Consider the following 24,319-nt stretch of genomic DNA (forward strand, 5'->3'; position numbering starts at 1 on the left):
CCCTCCCCCTCCCCCTCCCCCTCCCCCTCCCCCCTCCCCCTACCCCTACCCCCCCAACACCCGCGACACCGAATAGATCAGCAGCCCCGCCAGGGCGCCCACCACCGTGCCGTTGATGCGGATGAACTGGAGGTCGCGGCCGATGTGGGCCTCGATCTTGCGGGAGGTGTGTTCCGCGTCCCAGGCCGCCACCGTGTCCGTGATCAGCGAGGTGATCTCCGCGCGGTACGTCGTGACGACGTACACCAGCGCGCCCTCGATCCAGCCCTCCACCTTCCCCTGCAGCCGGCCGTCCGTGGCCAGTCTCGCGCCCAGGGACATCAGCGAGGACCTGACCCGCAGCCGCAGCTCGCTGCGCTCGTCCTCCGCCGCCGAGATGATCATCGAGCGGACCGCCGTCCACGCCGAGGCGATCACGTCCTGGACCTCGCCCCGCGCCAGGATCTCGGACTTCAGCCGCTCCACCCGGGCCCGCGTCTCCGTGTCCGACTGGAGGTCCGCCGCGAAGTCCGTCAGGAAGCGGTCCACCGCCCCCCGCGCCGGGTGGCCCGGCATGTCGCGCATCTCCGTGACGAACCGCAGCAGCTCCTTGTGCACGCGGTCGCCGATCTTCCGGTCGACGAACCGCGGGGTCCAGCCGGGGGCCCCGCCCTGGACGGCGTCCACGACCGACTCCCCGTGGGTGACCAGCCAGTCGTGGGCCTTGGCGCAGATCAGGTCCACCGCCCGGTGGTGGCCGCCGTCGGCGACGACGCGCTCCAGGGTCTTGCCGAGGCCCGGCGCGATCTCCGCCGCCTCCGCCCTGCGCGTGATCGCCTCGCCCACGACGGCCTGCACGTCGGAGTCACGGAGCACCGTCAGGGCCCCGCGCAGGGCGGTGGCCAGTTCGGCCGTGACCCGGTCGGCGTGCTCGGGCTCGGCCAGCCAGGACCCGAGCCGGCCGCCGATGCCCAGCGCGCGGAGGCGGGCGCGTACGACCTCCGCGGACAGGAAGTTCTCGCCGACGAACTCCCCCAGCGAGATCCCCAGCTGGTCCTTCTTCGTCGGAATGATCGCCGTGTGGGGGATCGGCAGGCCCAGCGGCCGCCGGAAGAGGGCCGTGACGGCGAACCAGTCCGCGAGGGCGCCGACCATGCCCGCCTCCGCCGCGGCGGCCACGTACCCGGCCCATCCGCCCGCACCCCAGGCCTGCCGGGCGCACGTGGCCAGGACGTAGACCACGGCGACCAGGATCAGCAGGCCCGTGGCCGTGGTCTTCATACGACGGACGCCACGCCGCCGCTCCTCGTCCGCCTCGCTGAAGACGAACGCGCCACGCACGGGCGGCGCCGCCCCTGCGGCCGGCGCTGACGTCGGCGTTGCCGCCACCTCATCCTTCACGTGCTGCTCCTGCCTCCCCCGATGGCCGGTTTTGTCTGCATAGCATCCGACTCCCGGGAGGCCCCCGGAGTTCCCGGCGCGCCGCAACCGGGGTCCGGGCAGCGGTCAGAGCTCCTTGTGGACGTCGTCCCCGCCCAGCTTCTTCCCGCCCTTGGGCTCCTTGGGCGGCTTCGGCGACTTGACCTTGACCGCCACCCCGCCCCAGAAGGCGAGGCCGTTGACGACCACCCGCGGAGCGCCCGGTTCCGGGCGGTTCTCCAGGGAGCGGCCCTGGTCGAAGCCGCCCATGATGCCGATGCCCCGTACGTCGACCTCGACGCCCGGCGGGACCGTGATCTCGATGCCGCCCATGATGGCCACGCAGGTGATGACGACCTCGGGCGCCGCGAAGTCGGCCTCGCGCAGGTCCAGCTCGCCGCCGCCCCAGAAGGCCACCGCGTTGAACTGCGCGGGCACCGTCCAGCGCCCCTTGCGCTGGAACCCGGACATGACCGCGACCGCCGACGAGGAGCCCGCCGCACCGCCGATCCGGGACTGCCAGGACGACGTGGCGGAGACGGGGCCGGGGGCGTAGGCGAGGGCCGAGGAGGACTCGGGCGCCGGGAGGTCCTGGGTCAGGGGTTCGAGTTCCGCGTAGGTGCGGGACTTGTACGCCGCCTCCAGCCGCTCCTCGAACTCCTCCATGTCGAGCCGGCCCTCCGCCACGGCGTCCCGCAGCCGCTCGACCACCCGCTCACGGTCGGCGTCCGACGCCCTCATGGACGGGGCCGCCTCCCCCTGAGGGGCCTTCTCCAGCGAGGTCTTCTCCGGCGTCGCCTGCTCCGGGCGCTCGTCACTCATGCGCGCCAGACTATGCAGAGAAGCCGCCCGGCAGAACGGCCCGGACCCCGGTCCCCACCCGGGGACCGACCCTGATTTCCCCCTACCTTCCCGCTCCCGGCCCGGCCCGGCCCCCTACCCCCGCCCCGCGTACATCCGCGCGATCACGTCCTCGATGTCCGGCTCCCGCACCGACAGGTCCAGCAGCGGGTACCGCGCCGCCACCGCCGCCACCAGCGGCGCCGCCGACTCCCGGGCCGGGAACGCCAGCCACTGCCGCGGCCCCTCCACCCGTACCACCCGCGCCCCCGCCACCTCCAGCGGCGGGAGCTCCCGCTCCAGGTCCACCACCAGCGTCCGCTCGCCGCCCTCCCCCATCGCGTGCAGCCCGCCCAGCGCCCCGTCGTACATCAGCCGGCCGTGGTCGATCACCATCACCCGCTCGCACAGCTGCTCGATGTCCTGGAGGTCGTGCGTCGTGAGCAGCACCGTCGTCCCGAGCTCCTCGTTCAGCTGCCGCAGGAAGCCCCGTACCCGCGCCTTGCTCACCACGTCCAGCCCGATCGTCGGCTCGTCCAGGTACAGCACCTCCGGATCGTGCAGCAGCGCCGCCGCGATGTCCCCCCGCATCCGCTGGCCCAGCGACAGCTGCCGTACCGGTACGTCGAGCAGGGCGCCGAGGTCCAGGCGCTCCACGCAGCGGTCCAGGTTCTCCCGGAACCGGAACTCCGGGATCCGGTACATCCGGCGCATCAGCCCGTACGAGTCCTTCAGCGGGAGGTCCCACCACAGCGTGGTGCGCTGTCCGAAGACCACCCCGATCCGGTGCGCGAGCCGCATCCGCTCCCGCGAGGGGTCGATGCCCGCGACCCGCAGCCGGCCGCCGCTCGGGGTGAGGATCCCCGTCAGCATCTTGATCGTGGTGGACTTCCCGGCGCCGTTGGGCCCGATGTAGCCGACGACCTCGCCCCGCGCCACCTCGAAGCTGATCCCGTCCACCGCCCTGACCTGCCGCTTCTCCCGGCGCAACAGCCCCGCCCGGCGCCGCACGTCGAAGACCTTCTCGGCCCCGTCCACAGAGACGAGCACATCCGACACAGTTCCCACAGCCGCCTAGCTCCCCGTGCTCCGGTACGAACGGACACCCGCGCGCCACGCCAGCGACGCGGGCAGGAACACCGCGAAGGCCACCAGCGGGCTCAGGTACGCGACCCACCCCGGCAACCCCAGCGGATCGGGCCGCCCCAGCACGTACAGCGCGGGCAGCCAGTTGACGAAGGCCAGCGGGACGACGAACGTCACCCCGCGCAGCAGCTCCTTCGCGAACACCGTCGGCGGGTACTGGAGCATGGTGCAGCCCCCGTACGTGAAGGAGTTCTGCACCTCCGCCGCGTCCCCGGCGACGAACTGGAAGGCCGCGCCCGCCACCAGCACCCCGCCGAAGATCCCCGCCCCGGCCACCACCATGACCGGCACCAGCAGCACCTTCCCCGGCGTCCACTGCACGTCCAGCACCGACAGCGCCCAGCCCAGCACCCCCAGTCCCTGCGCGATCCGCCCCAGCCTGCGCAGCGCGAACCGGTCCGCGGCGACCTGCGCGAGCAGCGGGACGGGGCGCACCAGCATGGTGTCGAGGGAGCCGTCGCGGATCCGGGCGCCGACCCGGTCGGTGTTGCCGAGGAGCAGGTCCGCCAGGCCCAGGGAGGCCGAGCAGGCCCCGTAGAGGAGGGCGATCTCGGGCAGGGTGAAGCCGCCGAGCGCCTCCACGTGGGAGAACTTCACGGCGATCGCGACGAAGTCGAGGACCGTGACGGCGGCGTTCCCGAAGGTGGCCAGCAGGAACGACGCCCGGTACGTCATCGTCGAGCGGATCCACATCCCCACGATCAGCCGGTAGCCGCGCAGCCCCTCCCGGAACCGGCCGAGGGGCCCCCACGCCGCCTCGTACGGCCCCCCGTACGAGGCTTCCCGCGTACGGGTCACCACCAGATCGGCCTCGGCCTCAGCCACCCTGGACCACCACCTTCCGCGTGGCCGCCGACTGCACCAGCCGCCCCGCGCCCAGCAGGACCAGCGCCCACAGGGCCTGGAAGCCCAGCGCCCGTACGGCTCCCCCGGCCCCGGCGTGGGTGCCGAGCAGCACGTCCAGCGGGACCTGGAGCAGCGCCGCCCAGGGCAGCAGCCGCACCGCCTCGCCGAAGCCGCCGGGGAAGACGGTCAGCGGCAGCAGCATCCCGGAGCAGAAGATGGTCACGACGGCGGCCATCAGGTTGACGCCGGTGCCGTCCAGCAGCCAGAACGCCGCCAGCGCCAGCAGGTACCGGATCCCGAACCCGACGACCAGCCCGAGCCCCACCGACACCAGGAACAGCAGCCAGCGCAGCGGATCGGACGGCAGCGCGAGGGTGAAGGCGAACGCCCCCGCCACCAGGGGCAGCAGCCCGCGCCCCAGCAGCTGGAAGCCCGCCCGGCCCAGGTCGGCGGCGAGCCACCAGGCCTGGAGGTCCGCCGGGCGGTACAGGTCGACGGCGATGTCACCCGTACGGATGCGTTCCTGGAGCTCGTCCTGGAAGCCGCCGCCGATGAGCGAACCGGCCGCCAGCAGGGACTGGCTGACCCAGACGAAGGTGAGGGCCTGCGCCTGGTCGTAGCCGCCGAGGTGGGGGCGCTCGTCCCACAGGGCGATGTACGTGTACGCGACGATGAAGCCGAAGACGGTGTTGGTGAACACCCCTGCCGCCGTCGCCGTCCCGTAGGCCGCGTAGCGCCGGAACCCGCCGGCCGCGACGGCCAGATAGAGACGCACCGTATCCCTCCGTTTCCCACGTCGTTCCTACGTCGGCCAAAGCGCGCGAGCTTAGTGCGGAGGGGCGAGCCACGCGACCGTTTTATGCCCGTCCGGAGCGGAACCACCGGCCATCGGGTAGACACCATGAGGTACGGATGTGGATATTTCACACGGTCACGAGGAGTTCCGGAGATGAGCGACCAGTCACCACCCCCGGGCTGGACGCCTCGCGACCCGGACACTCCGAAGAACCCCGAGCCGGGCGGCGGACACAGGCCCGACGGCAAGCCCGCGCCCGACAGCAAGTCCAAGCGCAGGCGCACCGGATGGCGCCGCTTCCTCCCCACCTGGCGGATGGTCGTGGGCGGGATCCTGCTGCTGCTCCTGCTGATCGGCGGCGCGCTCGTCGCCGGCTACCTGCTGGTCGACATCCCCCCGGCCAACGCGGCGGCCACCGCCCAGTCCAACGTGTACCTCTACGCCGACGGTTCCCAGCTCGCCCGCGACGGCGAGGTCAACCGCGTCAACGTCCCGCTGTCCCAGGTCCCCCGCAGTGTCCAGGAGGCCGTACTGGCCGCCGAGGACCGGGACTTCTACTCCGAACGGGCGGTGGACCCCAAGGCGATGCTCCGCGCCGCCTGGAACACCGCGACCGGCAAGGGCACGCAGTCCGGCTCCACCATCACCCAGCAGTACGTCAAGAACTACTACCTGGGCCAGGAACAGACGATCAACCGCAAGGTCAAGGAGTTCTTCATCGCGATCAAACTCGGTCGCGAGAAGTCGAAGGACTACATCCTTGAGGGCTACCTGAACACCAGTTACTTCGGCCGCAACGCGTACGGCATCCAGGCCGCCGCCCAGGCCTACTACGGCAAGGACGTCAACCGGCTCTCCACCGCAGAGGGCGCCTACCTCGCCACCCTCCTCAACTCCCCCAGCGCCTTCGACGTCGTCTCCCACCCCCAGAGCCGCGACCGCGCGGTCGCCCGCTGGAACTACGTGCTCGACGGCATGGTCAAGAAGAAGTGGATGACCCCCCAGGAGCGCACCGCGGCCGCCTTCCCCGAGCCCGGGAAGGTCCGCCCCGCCGCCGGTCTGTCCGGCCAGCGCGGCTACCTGGTCGAGGCCGTCAAGGACTACATCAGCGAGCACAAGATCCTCGACGACAAGACCCTCGCCGAGGGCGGCTACCGGATCACCACCACCCTCGACAAGCGCCGCGAGAACGCCTTCGTCGACGCCGTCCAGAAGCAGATGGCCGACAAGCTCGACCCGGCGGCGCGCCCCGCGGACCGGGTGGTGCGGGCGGGAGGGGTCTCCATCGACCCGGCCACCGGCAAGGTCGTCGCCATGTACGGCGGCGTCGACTACACCAAGCAGTACGTCAACAACGCGACCCGGCACGACTACCAGGTGGCCTCCACCTTCAAGCCGTTCGTGTTCGCCTCCGCCGTCGAGAACGACTCCCGCACCCAGGACGGCCGCCGGATCACCCCGAACACCATCTACAACGGCGACAACAAGCGCCGCGTCGTCGGCACCCGGATCCCGTACGCCCCGGAGAACGAGGGCCAGCAGTCGTACGGTCCCATCACCGTCAACACCGCCACCGACCTCTCCGTGAACACGGTCTTCGCCCAGATGGTCGTCGACGTCGGCACGGAGAAGGTCAAGCAGACGGCGATCGGCCTCGGCATCCCCGAGGACACCCCGAACCTCGTCGTCGGCCCGGCCATGGCGCTGGGCACCATGCAGGCCAGCGTGCTGGACATGGCCCAGGCGTACGCCACCCTCGCCGACCACGGCCGCCGCACCCCGTACACCCTGGTGGAGAAGATCACCAAGGAGGGCGACAGCCTGCACCTGCCCGACCGCACCCCGCAGCAGGCCGTCACCCGGGAGGCCGCCGACACGACCACGTCCATGCTGGTCAGCGTCGTGGACAACGGCACCGGCACCGAGGCCCTCGCGGCCGGCCACCCGGCGGCGGGCAAGACCGGTACCGCCGAGCTGGACCGGGCCGCCTGGTTCGCCGCGTACACCCCGGACCTGGTGACGGTCGTCTCGGTCATGGGCCAGGACCCGGACACGGGCACCCTGCAGTCCCTGTACGGGGCGCTGGGCGAGGCCCGCGTCGGGGGCGGCGGTTTCCCTGCGCGGATCTGGGCGGCGTACACGAAGAAGGCCCTGGAGGGCGCGGAGCCGGTGGACTTCGACCTGGAGCTGCAGCCGGGCGCGGCCCAGCTCCCGCCGCCGGTCCAGCCCAGCACCCCGCAGCAGCCTCAGGGCAGCCGCCCGCCGTGGCTGCCGGAGACGGGCCGGCCCACCCCGCCGACCCCGCCGAACGGCGGCCAGGACAACGGCGGGCAGAACCAGGGCGGGCAGAACAACGGCGGCCAGACCCAGGGCGGCCAGACCAACGGGGGCCAGACGAACGGGGGCCAGACGAACGGGGGCCAGACCCAGGGCGGCCAGACGAACGGCGGCCAGACGAACGGGGGCCAGACCACCGGCGGCGAGACCACGGGCGGCGAGACCAACGGCGGCCAGACCACCGGCGGCCAGACCACCGGCGGCGGCCTCACCCCCCGCCGCCGCCCCCCGTCGGCGTTCCTCGAATGACCACGGGCGACCAGGGCAGGCCGTGCCGGGCCGCGACGGGCCGACCGGTCAGTGACCGGAGGTGGCCTTCAGCCCCACCACGGCGACCAGCAGCAGACAGATGAAGAAGATCCGGGCGGCGGTGACGGGCTCCCCCAGCACCGCCATGCCGAGCACCGCCGCACCGGCCGCACCGATGCCCACCCACACCCCGTACGCCGTACCGATGGGCAGGGACTTGGCGGCGCAGGACAGCAGCACCATGCTGGCGACGATCCCGGCGCCGGTGAAGACGGACGGCCACAGCCGGGTGAAGCCCTCGGTGAACTTCATGCCGATCGACCAGCCGACCTCAAGGAGACCGGCGACGAGAAGAAGAACCCAGGCCATGACAGGCACCTCCGGGACGAGAGCGAAACGGGGTGCGTCGTCTTTGCGTCCAGCTACCCGGTACGGCGCGTCTCGTCGGGGCGGTTCCCCACCACCGTAGCAAAGGGCGTGCAAAAGGGCCGGTGACCAGGGTCACCAGCCCTTCTCCCCGCTCCCGTCCCTACAGGTACAGCCCGGTGGAGTCCTTCGACCCCTCCAGCCGCTCCGCCGCCACGGCGTGCAGGTCCCGCTCGCGCATCAGCACGTACGTCGCTCCGCGCACCTCGACCTCGGCGCGGTCCTCGGGGTCGTACAGCACGCGGTCGCCCGGCTCCACGCTCCGCACGTTCTGCCCGACCGCGACCACCTCGGCCCAGGCGAGCCGCTTGCCCACCGCGGCCGTCGCCGGGATCAGGATCCCGCCGCCCGAGCGGCGCTCTCCCTCGGGGGAATCGGACTTCACGAGCACGCGGTCGTGGAGCATGCGGATGGGCAGCTTGTCGTGGGTGGTGTTCTCGCTCACGCCTCGAACCTACCTGTCCCCGCGCACCGCGCGCTCCTGAGGGTCCGCATCACCGCTTGCGGCGCACGGAGACCACGAGCAGCCCGACCACCCCGACCGCGAGCAGCGCCACCGGCACGATCCGCTCGATGCGCGGCGCGCCGTCCTCGTGGCGCAGGCCGTCCTTCACGTCGGTGATCAGCCGGTTGGCGCACGCGACGGCGCGGCCGGCGGTGTGGTCGACCGTCGAGGCGACCCTGGCCTTCGCGTCCCCGATGATCGTCTGCGGATGCATGCGCACGCCGATCTCGTCGAGCGTCTCGGCGAGCTGCTCGCGGCGGCGGACGATGTCCGCCTCGATCTGTGCGGGGGTCCTGGCTTCCGGCACCGCGCTGCCTCCGTCGTCGTGTCTCGTCTTGTATGGGCTTGATCCGTCATGGACAGTCTGTCAGCTCAGTCAGCTTAGGCTCATGCCGTACGGATCCCCTCCCGAGGAGAGCACTGACATGAGCGAGCGACTCCAGCCGGGCGACACCGCCCCCGCCTTCACCCTGCCCGACGCGGACGGCAACGAGGTCTCGCTGGCCGACCACAAGGGCCGCAAGGTGATCGTGTACTTCTACCCGGCGGCCCTGACCCCGGGCTGCACGAAGCAGGCCTGCGACTTCACGGACAACCTGGACGTCCTGGCCACGGCCGGCTACGACGTCATCGGCGTCTCCCCGGACAAGCCGGAGAAGCTCGCGAAGTTCCGCGAGCAGGAGCACCTGAAGGTGACCCTGGTCGGCGACCCGGAGAAGGAGGTCCTGGCGGCGTACGGGGCGTTCGGCGAGAAGAAGCTGTACGGCAAGACGGTGACCGGGGTCATCCGCTCCACGGTGGTCGTGGACGAGGAGGGCAAGGTCGAGCACGCCTTCTACAACGTCAAGGCGACCGGCCACGTAGCGAAGATCATCAAGGACCTGGGCATCTGACCCCCCGCCCACCCTTCCGAAGCGGCCCGCCCCCACCCGGCGCGGGCCGCTCCGCTTATCGGACGTAACCGTCCGCACACCGGGTTCGTTAGCCCGTACGAGGCCACGAACACACGGCCGGAACGATACGGAGGGGAACGATGGCGGTGCGGTACACGCGGGAGCTCTTGGAAGAGGCGGCCCGGTCGACGGAGAACTTCGACGACGCAGTCCGATGGTGCGGAGGCATACCGACGCCGGGCTCAAGGCGCTACATCCGCGCAAAGATGACGGAAGCGGGGGTCGACTTCTCGCACTTCCCCACACAGTGGGTGCGGCACACGGAGGAACGGCTGCGCGAGCTGGTCGCGGCCTCGACATCCGTCAAGGAGGTGGTCGCTCGGCTCGGCATCAGCCAGGTCGGTGGCAACCAGACGCACATCAGCCGGCGCATAGCGGCGCTGGGCATCGACACGTCACACTTCCAGACGTCACGGCGAGCACGCCCGAAGGGATCCTTGGGACCCATGCTCGCACTCAGGTCTCCCGAGGACGGTCGGGTTCCGGGAGAGCGGCTGCGCCGGGCGCTCCTCGACTCCGGCGTGCCGGAGAAGTGCGCGGAGTGCGGTGTCGGGGTGGAGTGGAACGGTCGGCCGCTCCGCCACGAAGTCGATCATGTCAGCGGCGACTGGTGGGACAACCGGCCGGAGAACCTCCGACTCCTGTGCCCCAACTGTCATGCCGCGACGGACACCTACCGCGGGCGACGGAAGCGCCGGAGGACCTCATGAGCCGTCAGTGGTACACGGCCCGAGGCGAACGGATCTTCGGGCGCGAGGAGATCACTCGCGCCGTCGCCGAGTCCCGGAGCATGGCGGCAGTGATGCGAGCGCTGGGGCAACACGAGCTCAGCGGCTCGGGGCGGGCGCGGGCCCGGCGGAGCATCGAGGAATACGGGCTGTCGACCGCGCACTTCACCGGGCAGGGCCATACCGCCGGACGCCCGGCCCCGAACCGCAGATCGGCCGATGCCGTCCTGCGGCGTTCCGACGCCGGATCGGCCCGCGAGAAGACCGCCGTGCTGCGCCGTGCGCTGGACGACCTCGGCATACCCCACGTCTGCGACGCATGCGGAATCGGCGATACCTGGCAGGGCAAGCGGCTCGTCCTGGAGATCGACCACATCAACGGAGACAGGCTGGACAACCGCCGCGAGAACCTCCGTTACCTCTGCCCGTCCTGCCACAGCCAGACAGGAACGTTCGCGAAACGATCTCGCGGCACAACCCAGGTACGGGCACAGTAAAGTAGCCGCGTTGGGCCCGTACCCCAGCTGGCCAGAGGGCGCCGGTTTAGGTCCGGTGTGTCGTGGGTTCGAGTCCCACCGGGCCCACATCAACGGCCGGTCTCCCCCATCCGGGGAGGCCGGCCGTCGGCGTACCCGGGCCTCAGCCCAGCAGTTCCCGCAGGACCGGGATCAGGGCGCGGAAGGCCTGGCCTCGGTGGGAGATGGCGTTCTTTTCCGAGGCCGTGAGTTCCGCGCAGGTGCGGGTTTCGCCCTGCGGCTGGAGGATCGGGTCGTAGCCGAAGCCGCCGCCGCCCACCGGGGTGTGGCGCAGGGTGCCCAGGAGGCGGCCCTCGACGACGCGTTCGGTGCCGTCCGGGAGGGCCAGGGCGGCTGCGCAGAAGAAGTGGGCGCCGCGGTGTTCGTCGGGGATGTCGCTCAGCTGGCTCAGGAGCAGTTCCAGGTTGGCCCGGTCGTCGCCGTGGGCGCCGGCCCAGCGGGCCGAGAAGATGCCGGGGGCGCCGTTCAGGACGTCGACGCACAGGCCGGAGTCGTCGGCGATGGCGGGGTGGCCGGTGGCCTGCGCGAGGGCGTGGGCCTTGAGGAGGGCGTTCTCGGCGAAGGTGACGCCGGTTTCCTTGACGTCCGGGATCTCCGGGTACGCGTCCGCGCCGACCAGCTCGTGCGGCAGGCCGGCGTCGGACAGGATGGCGCGGAGCTCGGTGACTTTACCCGCGTTGCGGGTGGCGAGGATCAGGCGGGTCATACCGCCATTATCCCGGGGTGCAGACCTTCGTGATCTCCGCGGCGGCGTCGGCGACCGGCTTGATGTCGGGGGCGGTGTTGCCCTGCTCCACGGACGTGCGGACGTTCTTGACGGCCGTGCCCATGGAATCGACGGCCTTGCCGAGGTCGGCGTTGCCGGTCGTGTCCTTGATCTTCTTCAGGTTCGCGTCGATCTGGTTCAGTGCGTTCTGGGTGTCCTGGACGCTGTTGCCGGCGTTCGAGACGGCCTGCTGGAGGTCGTTGACGCTGTCGGCTATGGCCACCGCCGTGTTGGCGCAGTCCATGGCGGTGGAGATGGCGTCGCAGGAGGTGAGGGCCGGGACGGTGAGGGCGGCGGCCAGGGCCACGGCCGCGACCTTGAGTTTCGGCTGGGTGAGGTTCATGCGGGTCCCCCCGGTGGTGTGGATACGGGTACGGGCGCGCGGCCGTGAGACCGTGCGCCCGTACCGGTGTGGACGCGTGCCCGCGCCGCGCGGTTGCTACGGGGCCTGGAGGTCCAGCGCGCCGAGCTGGAGGGCTTCGAGGTCGGCGCAGCCGCCGGCGGCGAGGTCGAGGAGCGCGTTGAGCTCCTTGCGGTCGAAGGGCTCGCCCTCGGCGGTGCCCTGGACCTCGACGAAGCGGCCGTCGCCGGTGCAGACGACGTTCATGTCGGTCTCGGCGCGCACGTCCTCCTCGTAGCAGAGGTCGAGGAGGGGGACGCCGTCGACGATGCCGACGCTGACGGCGGCGACGGTGCCGGTGAGGGGCTTGCGGCCGGCCTTGATCAGCTTCTTCTGCTGGCCCCAGGCGATGGCGTCGGCGAGGGCGACGTAGGCGCCGGTGATGGCGGCGGTGCGGGTGCCGCCGTCGGCCTGGAGGACGTCGCAGTCCAGGACGATGGTGTTCTCGCCGAGGGCCTTGTAGTCGATGACGGCGCGCAGCGAGCGGCCGATCAGGCGGGAGATCTCGTGGGTGCGGCCGCCGATCTTGCCTCGGACGGATTCGCGGTCGCCGCGGGTGTTGGTGGAGCGGGGGAGCATCGAGTATTCGGAGGTGACCCAGCCCTCGCCGCTGCCCTTGCGCCAGCGGGGGACGCCTTCGGTGAAGGAGGCGGTGCAGAAGACCTTGGTGTCTCCGAAGGAGATGAGGACGGAGCCCTCGGCGTGCTTGCTCCATCCGCGTTCGATGGTGACCGGGCGGAGCTGTTCGGGCGTACGGCCGTCGATGCGAGACATGGCTCTGAGCCTAGTCGGTGCGGGGGTGGGCGGGTACGAGTGGACCCCGTCCGGTCGGGCCGGTACGGGGTCCTCTTCATGCCGCTTCATGCCGCGCGGGGCGGTTCACAGGCGGTTCACATCATGTCTTCGATCTCGCCGGCGATGGGGTCGGCGTCGGTGCCGATGACGACCTGGATCGCGGTGCCCATCTTGACGACGCCGTGGGCGCCGGCGGCCTTGAGGGCGGCCTCGTCGACGAGGGCGGGGTCGAGGACCTCGGTGCGCAGGCGGGTGATGCAGCCCTCGACCTCTTCGATGTTCTCGATTCCGCCGAGCCCGGCGACGATCTTCTCAGCCTTGGTGGCCATGTGTTTCTCCCTGAGTGTGGCGAAGAACGAGTCTCGGCGGCCGTGACCAGCTGCGTCCGCTGCGCCCGCTTCGTCACGGTAGCTCACGGTCGCTCACGGTTGGCCTATCTACGCGAGCAGGAGCGGGGCGTCTGCCGAAGGATGACGATCAGCAGCAGCCTGCCCACAACTGGTCTACACCAGTGTGCCGCACGTACTGCGACTGCCAAAAACGGGCCGGCCCAGGGAGGACGCGGATGAGCGCGAGCAGCGCGGCGGCGGCGCCACGGCACCAGTGGTGGAACGGCCTCTTCCAGGGGATGCAGAAGATGGGGCGCAGCCTCCAGCTGCCGATCGCCGTGCTGCCTGCCGCGGGCATCCTCAACCGGCTCGGGCAGCAGGACGTGTTCGGCAAGGACGGGCTGGACTGGACGCGGGTCGCGAAGGTGATGGCGGGTGCGGGCGGGGCGCTGCTCGACGCGGATCTGGGTCTGCCGCTGCTGTTCTGCGTGGGTGTGGCGATCGGCATGGCCAAGAAGGCGGACGGTTCCACCGCCCTCGCCGCGGTCGCCGGGTTCCTGGTCTACCGGGGGGTGCTGCACGCGTTCCCGAAGAAGTGTCCGGCGGGGACGAGGGACATCGCGGGCGGCTGCCTGACGTCGGCGGACACCTTCGCGGGGTACACGTACCAGAATCCGGGGGTGTTCGGCGGGATCGTCATGGGGCTGCTGACCGCCTGGTTCTGGCAGCGCTACCACCGGGTGAAGCTGGTGGACTGGCTGGGCTTCTTCAACGGCCGCCGGCTCGTGCCGATCATCATGTCGTTCGTCGCGATCGTCTTCGCCGTGGTGTGCCTGTGGATCTGGCCGCCGGTGGGTGACGCGCTGGAGAGCTTCTCCGACTGGCTGATCGGCCTGGGGGCGTGGGGTGCGGGGATCTTCGGTGTGGCGAACCGCGCGCTGCTGGTGATCGGGCTGCACCAGTTCCTGAACGTGCCGGTGTGGTTCCAGTTCGGGACGTACACGACGCCCGAGGGGCAGGTGAAGCACGGTGACATCAACATGTTCCTGGCGGGTGACCCGGCGGCGGGGCAGTTCCTGAGCGGGTTCTTCCCGATCATGATGTTCGCGCTGCCGGCGGCGGCGCTGGCGATCGCGCACTGTGCGAAGCCGCAGCGGCGGGCGGAGGTCGGCGGGCTGATGCTGTCGGTGGGTCTGACCTCTTTCGTCACGGGCATCACGGAGCCGCTGGAGTACTCCTTCCTCTTCGTGGCGCCGCTGCTGTACGCGGTCCACGCCGTGCTCACGGGGGTGTCGATGGCGGTGACGTGGGGGCTGGGGGTGCACGACGGGTTCAGCTTCTCGGCGGGCCTGATCGACTACGTCATCAACTGGGGGCTGGCGACCAGGCCCTGGCTGATCATTCCGATCGGCCTGTGTTTCGCCGTCGTGTACTACGTCGTCTTCCGCGTGGCCATCACGGTGTTCGACATCCCGACGCCGGGGCGGGAGTCGGACGAGGAGATCGCGGCGATGCAGGCGGAGAACACCAAGGCGTAGCCGTCGCCGCCATCCCCGTGTGACACAGGGCCAGGGCCTTCGGATCCGACGATCCGGAGGCCCTTCGTCCTGTGTTCCAGGCCACACAAAATCGAAGGTTCCTTATCTAACCCCGACCGTGCTACAACTGGTCTACACCACCTAATGGTGTAGACCATGCAGCTGCCGAGCAGCCAGAGGTCTCTTCCGAGGACGCCGCCACCCCCATTTTCCCCTGTCCCCTGGCAGCGCCTTGCCCACTGGAGGAAGCCCATGTCCACAGCGACCGCTGCGGAGAAGAAGAAGGGCGCTGGCGTGATGGCCGTCATGCAGCGCATCGGCCGGAGCCTCATGCTCCCCGTCGCGGTGCTGCCGGCCGCCGCACTGCTGGTCCGTCTCGGCGACAAGGACATGCTGGGCTCGGCCTCGATGCCGGAGTTCATCAACAAGATCGCCGGCTACATGTCCGCGGGCGGCGGCGCGATCCTGGACAACATGGCGCTGCTGTTCGCCGTGGGCATCGCGATCGGCTACGCGAAGAAGTCGGACGGCTCGACCGCCCTCGCGGCCGTCACCGGCTACCTGGTCTTCAAGAACGTGCTCGCCACGTTCACCGACTCCAACCTCCCGAAGATCGCCAAGGCGGTCGACGGCAAGGTGGTCATGGTCGACGCGCCCGTCGACGCCAAGGTGCTCGGCGGCGTCGTGATGGGCCTCGTCGTCGCCCTGATCTACCAGAAGTTCTACCGGACCAAGCTGCCCGAGTGGGCGGGCTTCTTCGGCGGCCGCCGCCTCGTCCCGATCCTCTCGGCCTTCGCCGGCCTGCTGATCGGCATCGTCTTCGGTCTCATCTGGCCGGTCCTCGGCACCGGTCTGCACAACATGGGCGAGTGGCTCGTCGGCTCGGGCGCCGTCGGCGCGGGCATCTTCGGCGTCGCCAACCGCGGTCTGATCGCGGTCGGCATGCACCACCTGCTCAACTCCTTCCCGTGGTTCCAGGCGGGCGAGTACAACGGCAAGAGCGGCGACATCGCCCGCTTCCTCGCCGGCGACCCGAGCGCCGGACAGTTCATGACCGGCTTCTTCCCGATCATGATGTTCGCCCTGCCGGCCGCGTGCCTCGCGATCGTCCACTGCGCCCGCCCCGAGCGCCGCAAGGTCGTCGGCGGCATGATGTTCTCCCTCGCTCTGACCTCGTTCGTCACCGGTGTGACCGAGCCCATCGAGTTCACCTTCATGTTCATCGCGCCGGTGCTCTACGCCGTCCACGCGGTCCTGACCGGTGTCTCCATGGCCCTGACCTGGGCGCTGGGCATGAAGGACGGCTTCGGCTTCTCCGCCGGCGCCATCGACTACCTGCTGAACCTGGGCAAGGCCACCAACCCGGCGGGCCTGGCGCTGGTCGGCCTCTGCTTCGCGGCGCTCTACTACGTGATCTTCCGCTTCGCGATCACCAAGTGGAACATCCCGACGCCGGGCCGCGAGTCCGACGAGGAGCTCGCCGAGCTGGCGAAGGCCGAGGCGAAGTAGGCCTCGCAGGCGGCACTACGCGACGGAGCCCCCGCTCTCCCGGAAGGGAGGCGGGGGCTCCGTCGTCGTCCCGTCAGATCTCGTAGACGGCACCGGCGTACGCGAGGTCGACGCGGCCGTCGTAGACGGCGCGGGCGTCCGCCAGGTTCTGCCCGGCGTCCGTCCACGGCGGGATGTGCGTCAGCACCAGCCGCCCGACCCGGCCGCCGCGCGCGTACTCCCCGGCCTCCCGCCCGTTCAGGTGGAGGTCCGGGATGGCCTCCTTGCCGTGCGTGAAGGAGGCCTCGCACAGGAACAGGTCCGCGCCCTCGGCCAGCATCCCCAGCTCGGGGCAGACCCCGGTGTCCCCGGAGTACGCCAGCACCCGCCCGCCGTGCTCGACGCGGATCCCGTACGACTCCACCGGGTGGCTGACCCGCTCGGTGCGGACCGTGAACGGGCCGATCTCGAAGCTGCCGGACTTCAGGGTGCGGAAGTCGAAGACCTCGCTCATCGAGCGCTCGTCCGGGACGTCGTCGTAGGCCGTGGTCAGACGCTGCTCCGTGCCCTCCGGCCCGTACACGGGGAGGGGGCCGCAGCGGCCGCCCTCGTGCCGGTAGAAACGGGCGACGAAGTAGGCGCACATGTCGATGCAGTGGTCGGCGTGCAGATGGCTCAGGAAGATCGCGTCGAGGTCGTAGAGACCGCAGTGGCGCTGCAGCGCACCGAGGGAGCCGTTGCCCATGTCGAGGAGCAGCCGGAAGCCGTCGGCCTCGACGAGATAGCTCGAACAAGCCGAATCCGCGGACGGGAAGGACCCCGAACAGCCGACGACGGTGAGCTTCATGGAGCGTGAACCTCCGTGGACGGTCCGTGGACGGATTGCGGGCCGTGCGTGCGTCGAGCGTAAGGCGCGAAACCTCCGGTCGCTCCTCCGCGGCAGGCCGTTGTGGGAGGAATCACCTGTGCTGTCACCCAGGGGAGCGACGAGGGGTACGGGCGTTGCCGCGTCGCTGCCGCGCCCGGGGCCCCTCACCCGGCTACGGTCGGTCCATGGACACGTCCTGGTGGTTCGCCGTGGTGGCGGCGGTCGCCGTGGTTGTGGCGGTGCTGGTCCCCTGGCACGTCAGGCGGCGGGCGGGCGCGCCGCCGGCGCCGCCGCACGGGCTCGGGCCGCCGCCGCGGGTACGGACCGGCGAGCTGTGGTCGGTGGCGGACGGGCGGCCCTGCCTGGTGCTGTCGGTGCGGCCGCACCGGGAGTCGGCGCGGGTGGCGTGGATCGTGGGGAAGTACGACGACCGGCGGCCCGGGGTCATCCCGCTGCCGCCGGGGATGGTCGGCGTCCAGGGGCGCGGCGGCTTCCTGGAGGCGGACCGGCCGGAGGAGGTCTCGGTGTGGGAGTTCCGGCGGAGGCTGGGGACGCTGGACCCGGCGCTGTGGGACGAGGCCAAGGGACTGGGAGGCGGTGGCGGATGACCACCCGGAGCAACGTCCGGCTGAGGCGCGTCTACGATCCCCCCGAGCCGGGGGCGGACGGCGTACGGGTCCTCGTGGACCGGCTGTGGCCGCGGGGGCTGTCGAAGGAGGCGGCGGCGGTCGACGAGTGGCCGAAGGCGGTGACTCCCTCCGGGGAGCTGCGGAAGTGGTTCCACGGCGGGGGCTCGGCGGACGAGTTCCGGGCGCGGTACGAGGCGGAGCTGGCGGAGCCGGGGGCGGTGGCGGAGCTGGAGCGGCTGCGGCGGCTTGCGGCTTCCGGTCCGCTGACCCTGCTCACGGCGGTCCGTGACCCGGGGGACAGCCACGCGGCGATCCTGGCGGAGCACCTCGCGGAGTGACCCCGTCGGCTGGGCGCGGGTCCCGCTGCTCGAACTCCCCCGGCTACCGCTGGGAGGTGCCCCCGGCGCGGGCTGGATAGTGCCGCGCAGCGGCACCATCCGGCCCCGCCGGCGTGTGAGCCCCAGGGGCCTACGCCCAGAGCTGGCCCTGGAGGACCTCGATCGCTTCCTCGGTCGTCGCCGCCGTGTACACGCCCGTCGACAGGTACTTCCAGCCCCCGTCGGCCACGACGAAGACGATGTCCGCCGACTCGCCGGCGGCGACCGCCTTGCGGCCCACGCCGATCGCCGCGTGTAGGGCGGCGCCGGTGGAGACGCCCGCGAAGATGCCCTCCTGCTGGAGGAGTTCACGGGTGCGGGTCACCGCGTCGGCCGAGCCCACCGAGTAGCGGGTCGTCAGGACCGACGCGTCGTACAGCTCGGGGACGAAGCCCTCGTCGAGGTTGCGCAGGCCGTAGACGAGGTCGTCGTAGCGCGGCTCCGCGGCCACGATCTTCACCCCGGGCACGTGCTCGCGCAGGTAGCGGCCGACGCCCATGAGGGTGCCCGTCGTGCCCAGGCCCGCCACGAAGTGGGTGATCGAGGGGAGGTCCGCCAGGATCTCCGGGCCGGTCGTGGCGTAGTGGGCGCCCGCGTTGTCCGGGTTGCCGTACTGGTAGAGCATCACCCAGTCGGGGTGCTCGGCGGCCAGTTCCTTCGCCACCCGCACCGCGGTGTTCGAACCGCCCGCGGCCGGCGACGAGATGATCTCGGCTCCCCACATCGCGAGAAGGTCGCGGCGTTCCTGCGAGGTGTTCTCCGGCATCACGCACACGATCCGGTAGCCCTTGAGCTTCGCGGCCATGGCGAGCGAGATGCCCGTGTTGCCGGAGGTGGGCTCCAGGATGGTGCAGCCGGGGAAGAGGCGGCCGTCCTTCTCCGCCTGCTCGATCATGTGGAGCGCCGGGCGGTCCTTGATCGAGCCGGTCGGGTTGCGGTCCTCCAGCTTGGCCCAGATCCGGACGTCCTCCGAGGGGGACAGCCGCGGCAGGCGGACCAGCGGGGTGTTGCCGACCGCCGCGAGCGGGGAGTCGTACCGCATTACTTCGAGCCGCCGGCCACGGCCGGGAGGATGGTGACGCTGTCGCCGTCCTTGAGGGCGGTGGCGATGCCGTCGATGAAGCGGACGTCCTCGTCGTTGAGGTAGACGTTCACGAAGCGGCGCAGCTGGCCGCCCTCGACGATGCGCTCCTCGATGCCCTTGTGACGGGTCTCCAGGTCCGCGAACAGCTCGGAGAGGGTGGCGCCCTCGCCGGTCACGGCCTTCTCGCCGTCGGTGTAGGTGCGGAGGATGGTGGGGATGCGGACCTCGATGGCCATGGCAGCGGGCTCCAGTGTCTGAAGGAGGAAAAGGCGAGAAGAGCAGGAAGAACAGGGCGCGCCGGTGCGTCCGGCGCGCGGGGCCGTGGTGCTCAGGCGGCAGGACAGATGGCGCTGGCGAGGCGGCACAGGTCGACGTGCAGCCGCGCCACGAGCAGCAGCCTGCCGGGCGTCTCGATGCTCACGTCGTGGGAAACCATGCGGTCATGTTAACGATTCCCGGTCCCCCGTTTGGAGTGTGATCCCGCATCCTGGACGCCTTCGGCTCACATGGTGGTCAGTAGGCCTCCACGACCTGCACTTCTTCCTCCGTGATCACACCGTCGACGATCCGGTACGAGCGGAACTGGAACTCGCCCAGGCCGTCGGCGTCGGCCGTGGAGACGAGGACGTAGTGCGCGCCGGGCTCGTTGGCGTAGGTGACGTCGGTGCGCGAGGGGTAGGCCTCGGTCGCGGTGTGCGAGTGGTAGACGATCACGGGCTCCTCGTCCCGGTCGTCGAGGTCGCGGTAGAGCTTCAGCAGGTCCTTCGAGTCGAACTCGTAGAACGTGGGCGAGCGGGCCGCGTTGAGCATCGGGATGAACCGCTCCGGACGGCCGGTGCCCGCCGGGCCGGCCACGATGCCGCACGCCTCGTCGGGGTGGTCCTTGCGGGCGTGTTCGACGATCTGGTCGTACAGGGCCTGGGTGAGGGTCAGCATGAGCCACAGGATAAGCAGACGGGCCCTCCTGTACCGAGGTGTGGTACGGGAGGGCCCATATCTTGGACGAGCACAGCCTGGACACGAGGTCCGGAGGAGCGCGGTTCCCGGCCGTGACAGGCGGCCGGGACCCGTGGTCCGTGGGTGCGGTTACGAGGAGGCCGAGGCCTTCTCGAACGCGGCTCCCTCGGGGTTGCGGCTCTTGAGGACCAGGTAGGACACGCCGAGGATCAGGGCCCACAGCGGAGCGCAGTACAGCGAGACGCGGGAGTCCTTGTCGAGGCCCATCATCACGATGACCATGCCGATGAAGGCCAGGGAGAACCAGCTGGTGTACGGCGCGCCGGGGGTGCGGAAGGGGGACTGGGACAGCTCGCCCCGGTCGGCCTTGGCGCGGTAGCGGATCTGGCAGAGGAGGATGACGATCCAGGCCCACATGCCGGAGATGGTGGCGAAGGAGACGACGTAGTCGAAGGCCTGGCCGGGGGCGACGTAGTTGATCCAGACGCCGACGAGCATGAGGGCGGCGGAGAAGGTGGTGCCCACGAGCGGGGTGCCGCTCTTGGTGAGCTTGGTGAAGAACTTCGGGCCCTGGCCGTTGAGCGCGAGGTCGCGCAGCATGCGGCCGGTGGAGTACATGCCCGAGTTGCAGGAGGACAGGGCGGCCGTCAGGACGACGAAGTTGACGATCGCGGCGCCGACGCCCAGGCCCATCTTCTCGAAGGCGAGGACGAAGGGGCTCTCGCCGGCCTTGAAGTTGGACCACGGGATGACCGACATGATCATGATGAGCGCGCCGACGTAGAAGACGGCGATGCGCCACGGCACGGTGTTGATGGCCTTGGGCAGGGTCTTCGCCGGGTCCTTGGACTCGCCGGCGGTGACGCCGACCAGCTCGACCGCGAGGAAGGCGAACACGACGATCTGCAGGGTCATCAGCGTCTCGCCGATGCCGTTGGGGAAGAAGCCGCGGTCGTTCCACAGGTTGGAGACGGAGGCGCCGGCGGCGGCGTCGGAGAAGCCGATGGTGAGGATGCCGGCGCAGATCAGGATCATGCCGACGATGGCGGTGACCTTGACCATGGAGAACCAGAACTCCAGCTCGCCGAAGAGCTTCACGGAGATCAGGTTGGCGGCGTAGAGGATGACCGTGAAGATCAGCGCGTAGGCCCACTGCGGGAAGCTGTCGTGCGTCCAGTACGACATGTACTTCGCGGCGGCGGTGACCTCGGTGATGCCGGTGACGACCCAGAACAGCCAGTACGTCCAGCCGGTCGCGTACCCCCAGAACGGGCCGAGGAACTCGCGGGCGTAGTCGGAGAAGGAGCCCGAGACGGGGCGGTACATGAGCAGTTCGCCCAGGGCCCGCATGATGAAGAAGATGACCAGGCCGACGATGGCGTAGGCCAGGATCAGGCTGGGCCCGGCCTTGGAGATCGCCTTGCCCGCGCCCAGGAACAGGCCGGTGCCGATGGCCCCGCCGATCGCGATCATCTGGATCTGGCGGGCGCCGAGCGCGCGGTGGTAACCCTCGCCGTCGCCTTCGCCCTGCACGCCCTCACCGGGCGTCCTGTCGTGCTGCTCGACCTGCACAGAGGTCATGTTTGGTGCGCCTTTCTCCACGCCGACCCGCGCCTCGAACGGCTGCGGATCGGGTCCTCGATCCCCCCGGATACGGATGGAGTTGCACCCGGCGGTCAGCCGGTTCAAGCGGGCCGGGGGACATGGGTGGCGTCCCGTCGGCGGTCGTGAAGATTTATCACGCGCTTAGGAGGGTGAGGAAGGGGCGAAATACGACGCAGTGCACGGGTAAATCGGGACAAATGGCCTGAAACAAATCAGATCACCGCATGGCGGTGATCTGATCGTTATCCGGATTTGAGCGTCCGCTGAGCGAACAGTGTGCGCACTTGAGGAATCTCAGAGGGTTTCGATGAGGGTTTCCTGGAGCCCGCCCAGCCAGAGGTAGGCCATCACCATCGGCTTGCGGGGGTCGTCGTCCGGCAGCCGGTAGAACTCCCCGCTCTGCTCGTCCTCGGTGATCTCCAGCCGGGCCGCGATGGTCAGCCGCAGGTCGTTGAGGGCGCCGAGCCAGCGCAGCGGCAGCTCCCCGCTCAGCTCCAGCACCGCCGCGCCGTCGCCGGCCGGGGTGAGCGCGTCGAGGCTGCGCACGACGGCCAGCGCGTCCTCCCGCTTGCGGGTGCGCAGGTCGTTCTCGGTGAAGCGGCGGAACTCCGCCGAGCGCGCGCGCAGCTCCTCCGGGTCCTCCTCGGGGCCCGCGCCGGGGCCCCCGTAGGCGTCGGGGAAGAGCCGGGCCAGCGCCGGGTCGGACGGGGGCTCGGTGGGGCCCTCGGCGGCGAACAGCACGGCCAGCGGGTCGGCGTCCTCGGCGGGCTCGGGCTCGCCCGGGCCGATCAGCTCCAGCAGCTGCACCGCGAGGGAGCGCAGGATGGAGATCTCGATCTCGTCCAGCGCGACGGCGGCCCCGCCGCCCTTCAGGGGCTCGAACACGCCGCCCATCAGTTGCGGTCCTGCGAGAGGGTCGCCCAGAGCCCGTAGCCGTGCATGGCCTGCACGTCGCGCTCCATCTCCTCGCGGGTGCCGCTGGAGACGACCGCCCGTCCCTTGTTGTGGACGTCGAGCATCAGCCTGGTCGCCTTGTCCTTGGGGTAGCCGAAGTACGCCTGGAACACGTACGTCACGTAGCTCATGAGGTTGACCGGGTCGTTGTGGACCAGGGTCACCCAGGGGACGTCCGGTTCCGGGACCGCGAAGGTCTCCTCGGCCGATTCGGTCCGTTCGATCTCAATGGGAGCGACACTCACTTGTCCCATGCTGCCACTGTGACGGGCCCGTCGCACAAACGGGCCCCCTCCGCCCCCTACATCTCGTCACTTTGACGAAATGTGCGCTAGCATCCGTGTCATGAACCCTGCGGACCTGGGCCTGCCGGTGGACGTGCCGTCGACAGCGCTCTTCACCGACCATTACGAGCTCACGATGCTGCAGGCCGCCCTGGCCAACGGCACGGCCGACCGCCGATCGGTCTTCGAGGTCTTCACCCGGCGCCTGCCCGAGGGGCGGCGCTACGGGGTGCTGGCCGGGACCGGACGCGTCCTGGACGCCGTGGAGAACTTCCGCTTCGACGGAGCCGTGCTGGAGTTCCTGCGCGAGCGGGCCGTCGTCGACATGCGGACCCTGGACTGGCTGGCCTCGTACCGCTTCTCGGGTGACATCTGGGGCTACCCGGAGGGGGAGGTCTACTTCCCCGGGTCGCCGGTCCTGCGGGTCGAGGGCAGCTTCGCCGAGTGCGTGCTGCTGGAGACCGTCATCCTGTCGATCCTGAACCACGACTCCGCCATCGCGGCCGCCGCCTCCCGGATGGCCTCGGCGGCGGGCGACCGGCCGCTGATCGAGATGGGCGCGCGCCGGACGCACGAGCTGGCGGCGGTCGCGGCCTCGCGGGCCGCGTACGTCGGCGGCTTCACCTCGACCTCCGACCTGGCGGCCGGGTTCCGGTACGGGATCCCGACGGTCGGCACCAGCGCCCACGCCTTCACGCTGCTGCACGACAGGGAGCGGGACGCGTTCACCGCGCAGGTGGCCTCGCTGGGCTCCGGAACCACCCTGCTGGTGGACACCTACGACGTGGCGGAGGCCGTCCGCACGGCGGTGGAGGTGGCCGGGACCGGGCTGGGCGCGGTCCGGATCGACTCCGGCGACCTGCTGCTGGTCGCGCACCGGGTGCGGCAGCAGCTGGACGAGCTGGGGGCGGCGGACACGCGGATCGTGGTCACGTCCGACCTGGACGAGTACGCCATCGCCTCGCTGGCGGCGGCGCCGGTGGACGCGTACGGCGTGGGCACGCAGCTGGTGACGGGCAGCGGGCACCCGACGTGCTCGATGGTCTACAAGCTGGTCGCACGGGCGGAGTCGGCCGACCCGAAGGCGCCGCTGGTGCCGGTGGCGAAGAAGTCCTCGGGCGGGAAGACGTCGATCGGGGGCCGCAAGTGGGCGGCCCGCCGGCTGGACGCCGACGGCGTGGCGGAGGCCGAGGTGGTCGGGACCGGGCCGGTCCCGGCGGCCCTGGCGGACCGGCAGCTCCTGGTCCAGCTGGTCAAGGCGGGCGAGGTGGTGGCCCGCGAGCCCCTGGACACGGCCCGCACCCGCCACCACGAGGCCCGCGCCGGCCTCCCGCTCTCGGCGACGCAGCTGTCGCGGGGCGAACCGGTGATCCCGACGGAGTACGCGTAGCCCCCGCCCCGCCGGCGCGCCACCCCGCCCCGGGGTCGGCCCCTGGGCGGGGGCCGGGCCCGCGGGCCGTGGCGGGGGCCTGCGGGCCGGGGCCG

The 24,319-nt window shown here is 70.8% G+C and carries 29 protein-coding genes, 1 tRNA gene and 1 riboswitch; of the genes, 10 read left to right on the forward strand and 20 right to left on the reverse strand.

Features of this window, described 5'->3' with window-relative positions; genetic code table 11:
• Positions 1–45 precede the first annotated feature (45 nt).
• From AB0F18_RS29305 to AB0F18_RS29325, 5 genes are all read right to left on the reverse strand, one after another.
• The gene (locus AB0F18_RS29305) at positions 46–1,320 is read right to left on the reverse strand and encodes a DUF445 domain-containing protein (protein ID WP_362066092.1); all 1,275 of its coding nucleotides are present in this window, start codon (positions 1,318–1,320) and stop codon (positions 46–48) included.
• Positions 1,321–1,485: 165 nt separating this feature from the next.
• Positions 1,486–2,220, reverse strand: a complete 735-nt coding sequence (locus AB0F18_RS29310; protein WP_362066048.1) for a DUF1707 domain-containing protein — start codon at positions 2,218–2,220, stop codon at positions 1,486–1,488.
• 114 nt (positions 2,221–2,334) lie between these two features.
• On the reverse strand, positions 2,335–3,297 hold the full coding sequence (locus AB0F18_RS29315) for an ATP-binding cassette domain-containing protein (protein WP_362066094.1): 963 nt from the start codon (positions 3,295–3,297) through the stop codon (positions 2,335–2,337).
• A 15-nt stretch (positions 3,298–3,312) separates the two neighbouring features.
• Positions 3,313–4,104 carry an ABC transporter permease gene (locus AB0F18_RS29320; protein WP_362066096.1) on the reverse strand — a complete coding sequence of 264 codons (792 nt, stop codon included), beginning with the start codon at positions 4,102–4,104 and terminating at the stop codon, positions 3,313–3,315.
• 97 nt (positions 4,105–4,201) lie between these two features.
• A complete protein-coding gene (locus tag AB0F18_RS29325) occupies positions 4,202–5,005 on the reverse strand; it encodes an ABC-2 family transporter protein (protein ID WP_362066050.1) in 804 nt (267 codons plus the stop codon).
• A 174-nt stretch (positions 5,006–5,179) separates the two neighbouring features.
• Here AB0F18_RS29325 and AB0F18_RS29330 point away from each other — a divergent pair, with 174 nt between their 5' ends.
• Complete coding sequence (locus AB0F18_RS29330) at positions 5,180–7,612, forward strand: transglycosylase domain-containing protein (RefSeq protein WP_362066052.1); 2,433 nt, start codon at positions 5,180–5,182, stop codon at positions 7,610–7,612.
• A 48-nt stretch (positions 7,613–7,660) separates the two neighbouring features.
• On the opposite strand, the gene AB0F18_RS29335 is transcribed toward AB0F18_RS29330, so the two are convergent.
• The 3 genes from AB0F18_RS29335 to AB0F18_RS29345 form a co-directional block, all read right to left on the reverse strand.
• Complete coding sequence (locus AB0F18_RS29335; protein WP_030299867.1) at positions 7,661–7,981, reverse strand: multidrug efflux SMR transporter; 321 nt, start codon at positions 7,979–7,981, stop codon at positions 7,661–7,663.
• 31 nt (positions 7,982–8,012) lie between these two features.
• Positions 8,013–8,079, reverse strand: a riboswitch (guanidine-III (ykkC-III) riboswitch).
• A 62-nt stretch (positions 8,080–8,141) separates the two neighbouring features.
• Positions 8,142–8,483, reverse strand: a complete 342-nt coding sequence (locus tag AB0F18_RS29340) for a co-chaperone GroES (RefSeq protein WP_031150129.1) — start codon at positions 8,481–8,483, stop codon at positions 8,142–8,144.
• A gap of 49 nt (positions 8,484–8,532) precedes the next feature.
• Positions 8,533–8,850, reverse strand: a complete 318-nt coding sequence (locus tag AB0F18_RS29345; RefSeq protein ID WP_362066054.1) for a DUF3618 domain-containing protein — start codon at positions 8,848–8,850, stop codon at positions 8,533–8,535.
• Between the two features lie 118 nt (positions 8,851–8,968).
• Between AB0F18_RS29345 and bcp the strand changes: the two genes are divergently transcribed.
• From bcp to AB0F18_RS29365, 4 genes are all read left to right on the forward strand, one after another.
• The gene (gene bcp / locus AB0F18_RS29350; protein ID WP_362066056.1) at positions 8,969–9,436 is read left to right on the forward strand and encodes a thioredoxin-dependent thiol peroxidase; all 468 of its coding nucleotides are present in this window, start codon (positions 8,969–8,971) and stop codon (positions 9,434–9,436) included.
• A gap of 140 nt (positions 9,437–9,576) precedes the next feature.
• Positions 9,577–10,206 (forward strand): HNH endonuclease, encoded by a 630-nt coding sequence (locus AB0F18_RS29355; protein WP_362066058.1) that lies wholly within the window; start codon positions 9,577–9,579, stop codon positions 10,204–10,206.
• Entirely contained in the window at positions 10,203–10,721 is a 519-nt protein-coding gene (locus AB0F18_RS29360) for an HNH endonuclease (RefSeq protein ID WP_362066060.1), read from the forward strand. The genes AB0F18_RS29355 and AB0F18_RS29360 overlap by 4 nt, the downstream gene beginning before the upstream one ends.
• 12 nt (positions 10,722–10,733) lie before the next feature.
• Positions 10,734–10,808, forward strand: a tRNA-Leu gene (locus AB0F18_RS29365).
• A gap of 55 nt (positions 10,809–10,863) precedes the next feature.
• Here the strand turns inward: AB0F18_RS29365 and rdgB are convergent.
• The 4 genes from rdgB to AB0F18_RS29385 all read right to left on the reverse strand — a co-directional run bounded on the left by rdgB (position 10,864) and on the right by AB0F18_RS29385 (position 13,050).
• Positions 10,864–11,466, reverse strand: coding sequence for an RdgB/HAM1 family non-canonical purine NTP pyrophosphatase (rdgB, locus tag AB0F18_RS29370; RefSeq protein WP_362066062.1), 603 nt, complete (start codon positions 11,464–11,466; stop codon positions 10,864–10,866).
• Between the two features lie 7 nt (positions 11,467–11,473).
• A complete protein-coding gene (locus AB0F18_RS29375; protein WP_362066064.1) occupies positions 11,474–11,869 on the reverse strand; it encodes a hypothetical protein in 396 nt (131 codons plus the stop codon).
• 96 nt (positions 11,870–11,965) lie between these two features.
• Positions 11,966–12,700, reverse strand: coding sequence for a ribonuclease PH (gene rph, locus AB0F18_RS29380; protein ID WP_362066066.1), 735 nt, complete (start codon positions 12,698–12,700; stop codon positions 11,966–11,968).
• 116 nt (positions 12,701–12,816) lie between these two features.
• Entirely contained in the window at positions 12,817–13,050 is a 234-nt protein-coding gene (locus AB0F18_RS29385) for a PTS glucose/sucrose transporter subunit IIB (RefSeq protein WP_362066068.1), read from the reverse strand.
• A gap of 236 nt (positions 13,051–13,286) precedes the next feature.
• Here AB0F18_RS29385 and AB0F18_RS29390 point away from each other — a divergent pair, with 236 nt between their 5' ends.
• Together AB0F18_RS29390 and AB0F18_RS29395 are read left to right on the forward strand one after the other, a co-directional pair.
• Positions 13,287–14,588 carry a PTS transporter subunit EIIC gene (locus tag AB0F18_RS29390; RefSeq protein WP_362066070.1) on the forward strand — a complete coding sequence of 434 codons (1,302 nt, stop codon included), beginning with the start codon at positions 13,287–13,289 and terminating at the stop codon, positions 14,586–14,588.
• Positions 14,589–14,840: 252 nt separating this feature from the next.
• Positions 14,841–16,097 (forward strand): PTS transporter subunit EIIC, encoded by a 1,257-nt coding sequence (locus tag AB0F18_RS29395; RefSeq protein ID WP_362066072.1) that lies wholly within the window; start codon positions 14,841–14,843, stop codon positions 16,095–16,097.
• 73 nt (positions 16,098–16,170) lie between these two features.
• Here the strand turns inward: AB0F18_RS29395 and AB0F18_RS29400 are convergent, their stop codons facing one another.
• On the reverse strand, positions 16,171–16,923 hold the full coding sequence (locus AB0F18_RS29400; RefSeq protein WP_362066074.1) for an MBL fold metallo-hydrolase: 753 nt from the start codon (positions 16,921–16,923) through the stop codon (positions 16,171–16,173).
• Positions 16,924–17,129: 206 nt separating this feature from the next.
• Here AB0F18_RS29400 and AB0F18_RS29405 point away from each other — a divergent pair, with 206 nt between their 5' ends.
• On the forward strand, positions 17,130–17,552 hold the full coding sequence (locus AB0F18_RS29405) for a hypothetical protein (RefSeq protein ID WP_362066076.1): 423 nt from the start codon (positions 17,130–17,132) through the stop codon (positions 17,550–17,552).
• Entirely contained in the window at positions 17,549–17,911 is a 363-nt protein-coding gene (locus tag AB0F18_RS29410) for a DUF488 family protein (protein ID WP_362066078.1), read from the forward strand. Before AB0F18_RS29405 ends, AB0F18_RS29410 begins: the two co-directional genes overlap by 4 nt.
• Positions 17,912–18,041: 130 nt before the next feature.
• On the opposite strand, the gene AB0F18_RS29415 is transcribed toward AB0F18_RS29410, so the two are convergent.
• From AB0F18_RS29415 to clpS, 7 genes are all read right to left on the reverse strand, one after another.
• On the reverse strand, positions 18,042–18,992 hold the full coding sequence (locus tag AB0F18_RS29415) for a cysteine synthase (protein ID WP_362066080.1): 951 nt from the start codon (positions 18,990–18,992) through the stop codon (positions 18,042–18,044).
• Entirely contained in the window at positions 18,992–19,270 is a 279-nt protein-coding gene (locus AB0F18_RS29420; RefSeq protein ID WP_362066082.1) for a MoaD/ThiS family protein, read from the reverse strand. The genes AB0F18_RS29415 and AB0F18_RS29420 overlap by 1 nt, the downstream gene beginning before the upstream one ends.
• A gap of 92 nt (positions 19,271–19,362) precedes the next feature.
• The gene (locus AB0F18_RS29425) at positions 19,363–19,470 is read right to left on the reverse strand and encodes a putative leader peptide (RefSeq protein WP_311736929.1); all 108 of its coding nucleotides are present in this window, start codon (positions 19,468–19,470) and stop codon (positions 19,363–19,365) included.
• A gap of 77 nt (positions 19,471–19,547) precedes the next feature.
• On the reverse strand, positions 19,548–19,970 hold the full coding sequence (locus AB0F18_RS29430; protein ID WP_362066084.1) for a M67 family metallopeptidase: 423 nt from the start codon (positions 19,968–19,970) through the stop codon (positions 19,548–19,550).
• 150 nt (positions 19,971–20,120) lie between these two features.
• Entirely contained in the window at positions 20,121–21,572 is a 1,452-nt protein-coding gene (locus AB0F18_RS29435; protein ID WP_362066086.1) for an amino acid permease, read from the reverse strand.
• A gap of 318 nt (positions 21,573–21,890) precedes the next feature.
• A complete protein-coding gene (locus tag AB0F18_RS29440) occupies positions 21,891–22,490 on the reverse strand; it encodes a DUF2017 domain-containing protein (RefSeq protein WP_362066088.1) in 600 nt (199 codons plus the stop codon).
• Positions 22,490–22,804, reverse strand: coding sequence for an ATP-dependent Clp protease adapter ClpS (gene clpS, locus AB0F18_RS29445; protein WP_125596099.1), 315 nt, complete (start codon positions 22,802–22,804; stop codon positions 22,490–22,492). The genes AB0F18_RS29440 and clpS overlap by 1 nt, the downstream gene beginning before the upstream one ends.
• A gap of 91 nt (positions 22,805–22,895) precedes the next feature.
• On the opposite strand from clpS, the gene AB0F18_RS29450 reads away from it, so the two are divergent.
• Positions 22,896–24,224, forward strand: a complete 1,329-nt coding sequence (locus AB0F18_RS29450) for a nicotinate phosphoribosyltransferase (protein WP_362066090.1) — start codon at positions 22,896–22,898, stop codon at positions 24,222–24,224.
• Positions 24,225–24,319 lie beyond the last annotated feature (95 nt).

Source organism: Streptomyces sp. NPDC029216 (assembly GCF_040648015.1).
Taxonomy (GTDB): domain Bacteria; phylum Actinomycetota; class Actinomycetes; order Streptomycetales; family Streptomycetaceae; genus Streptomyces.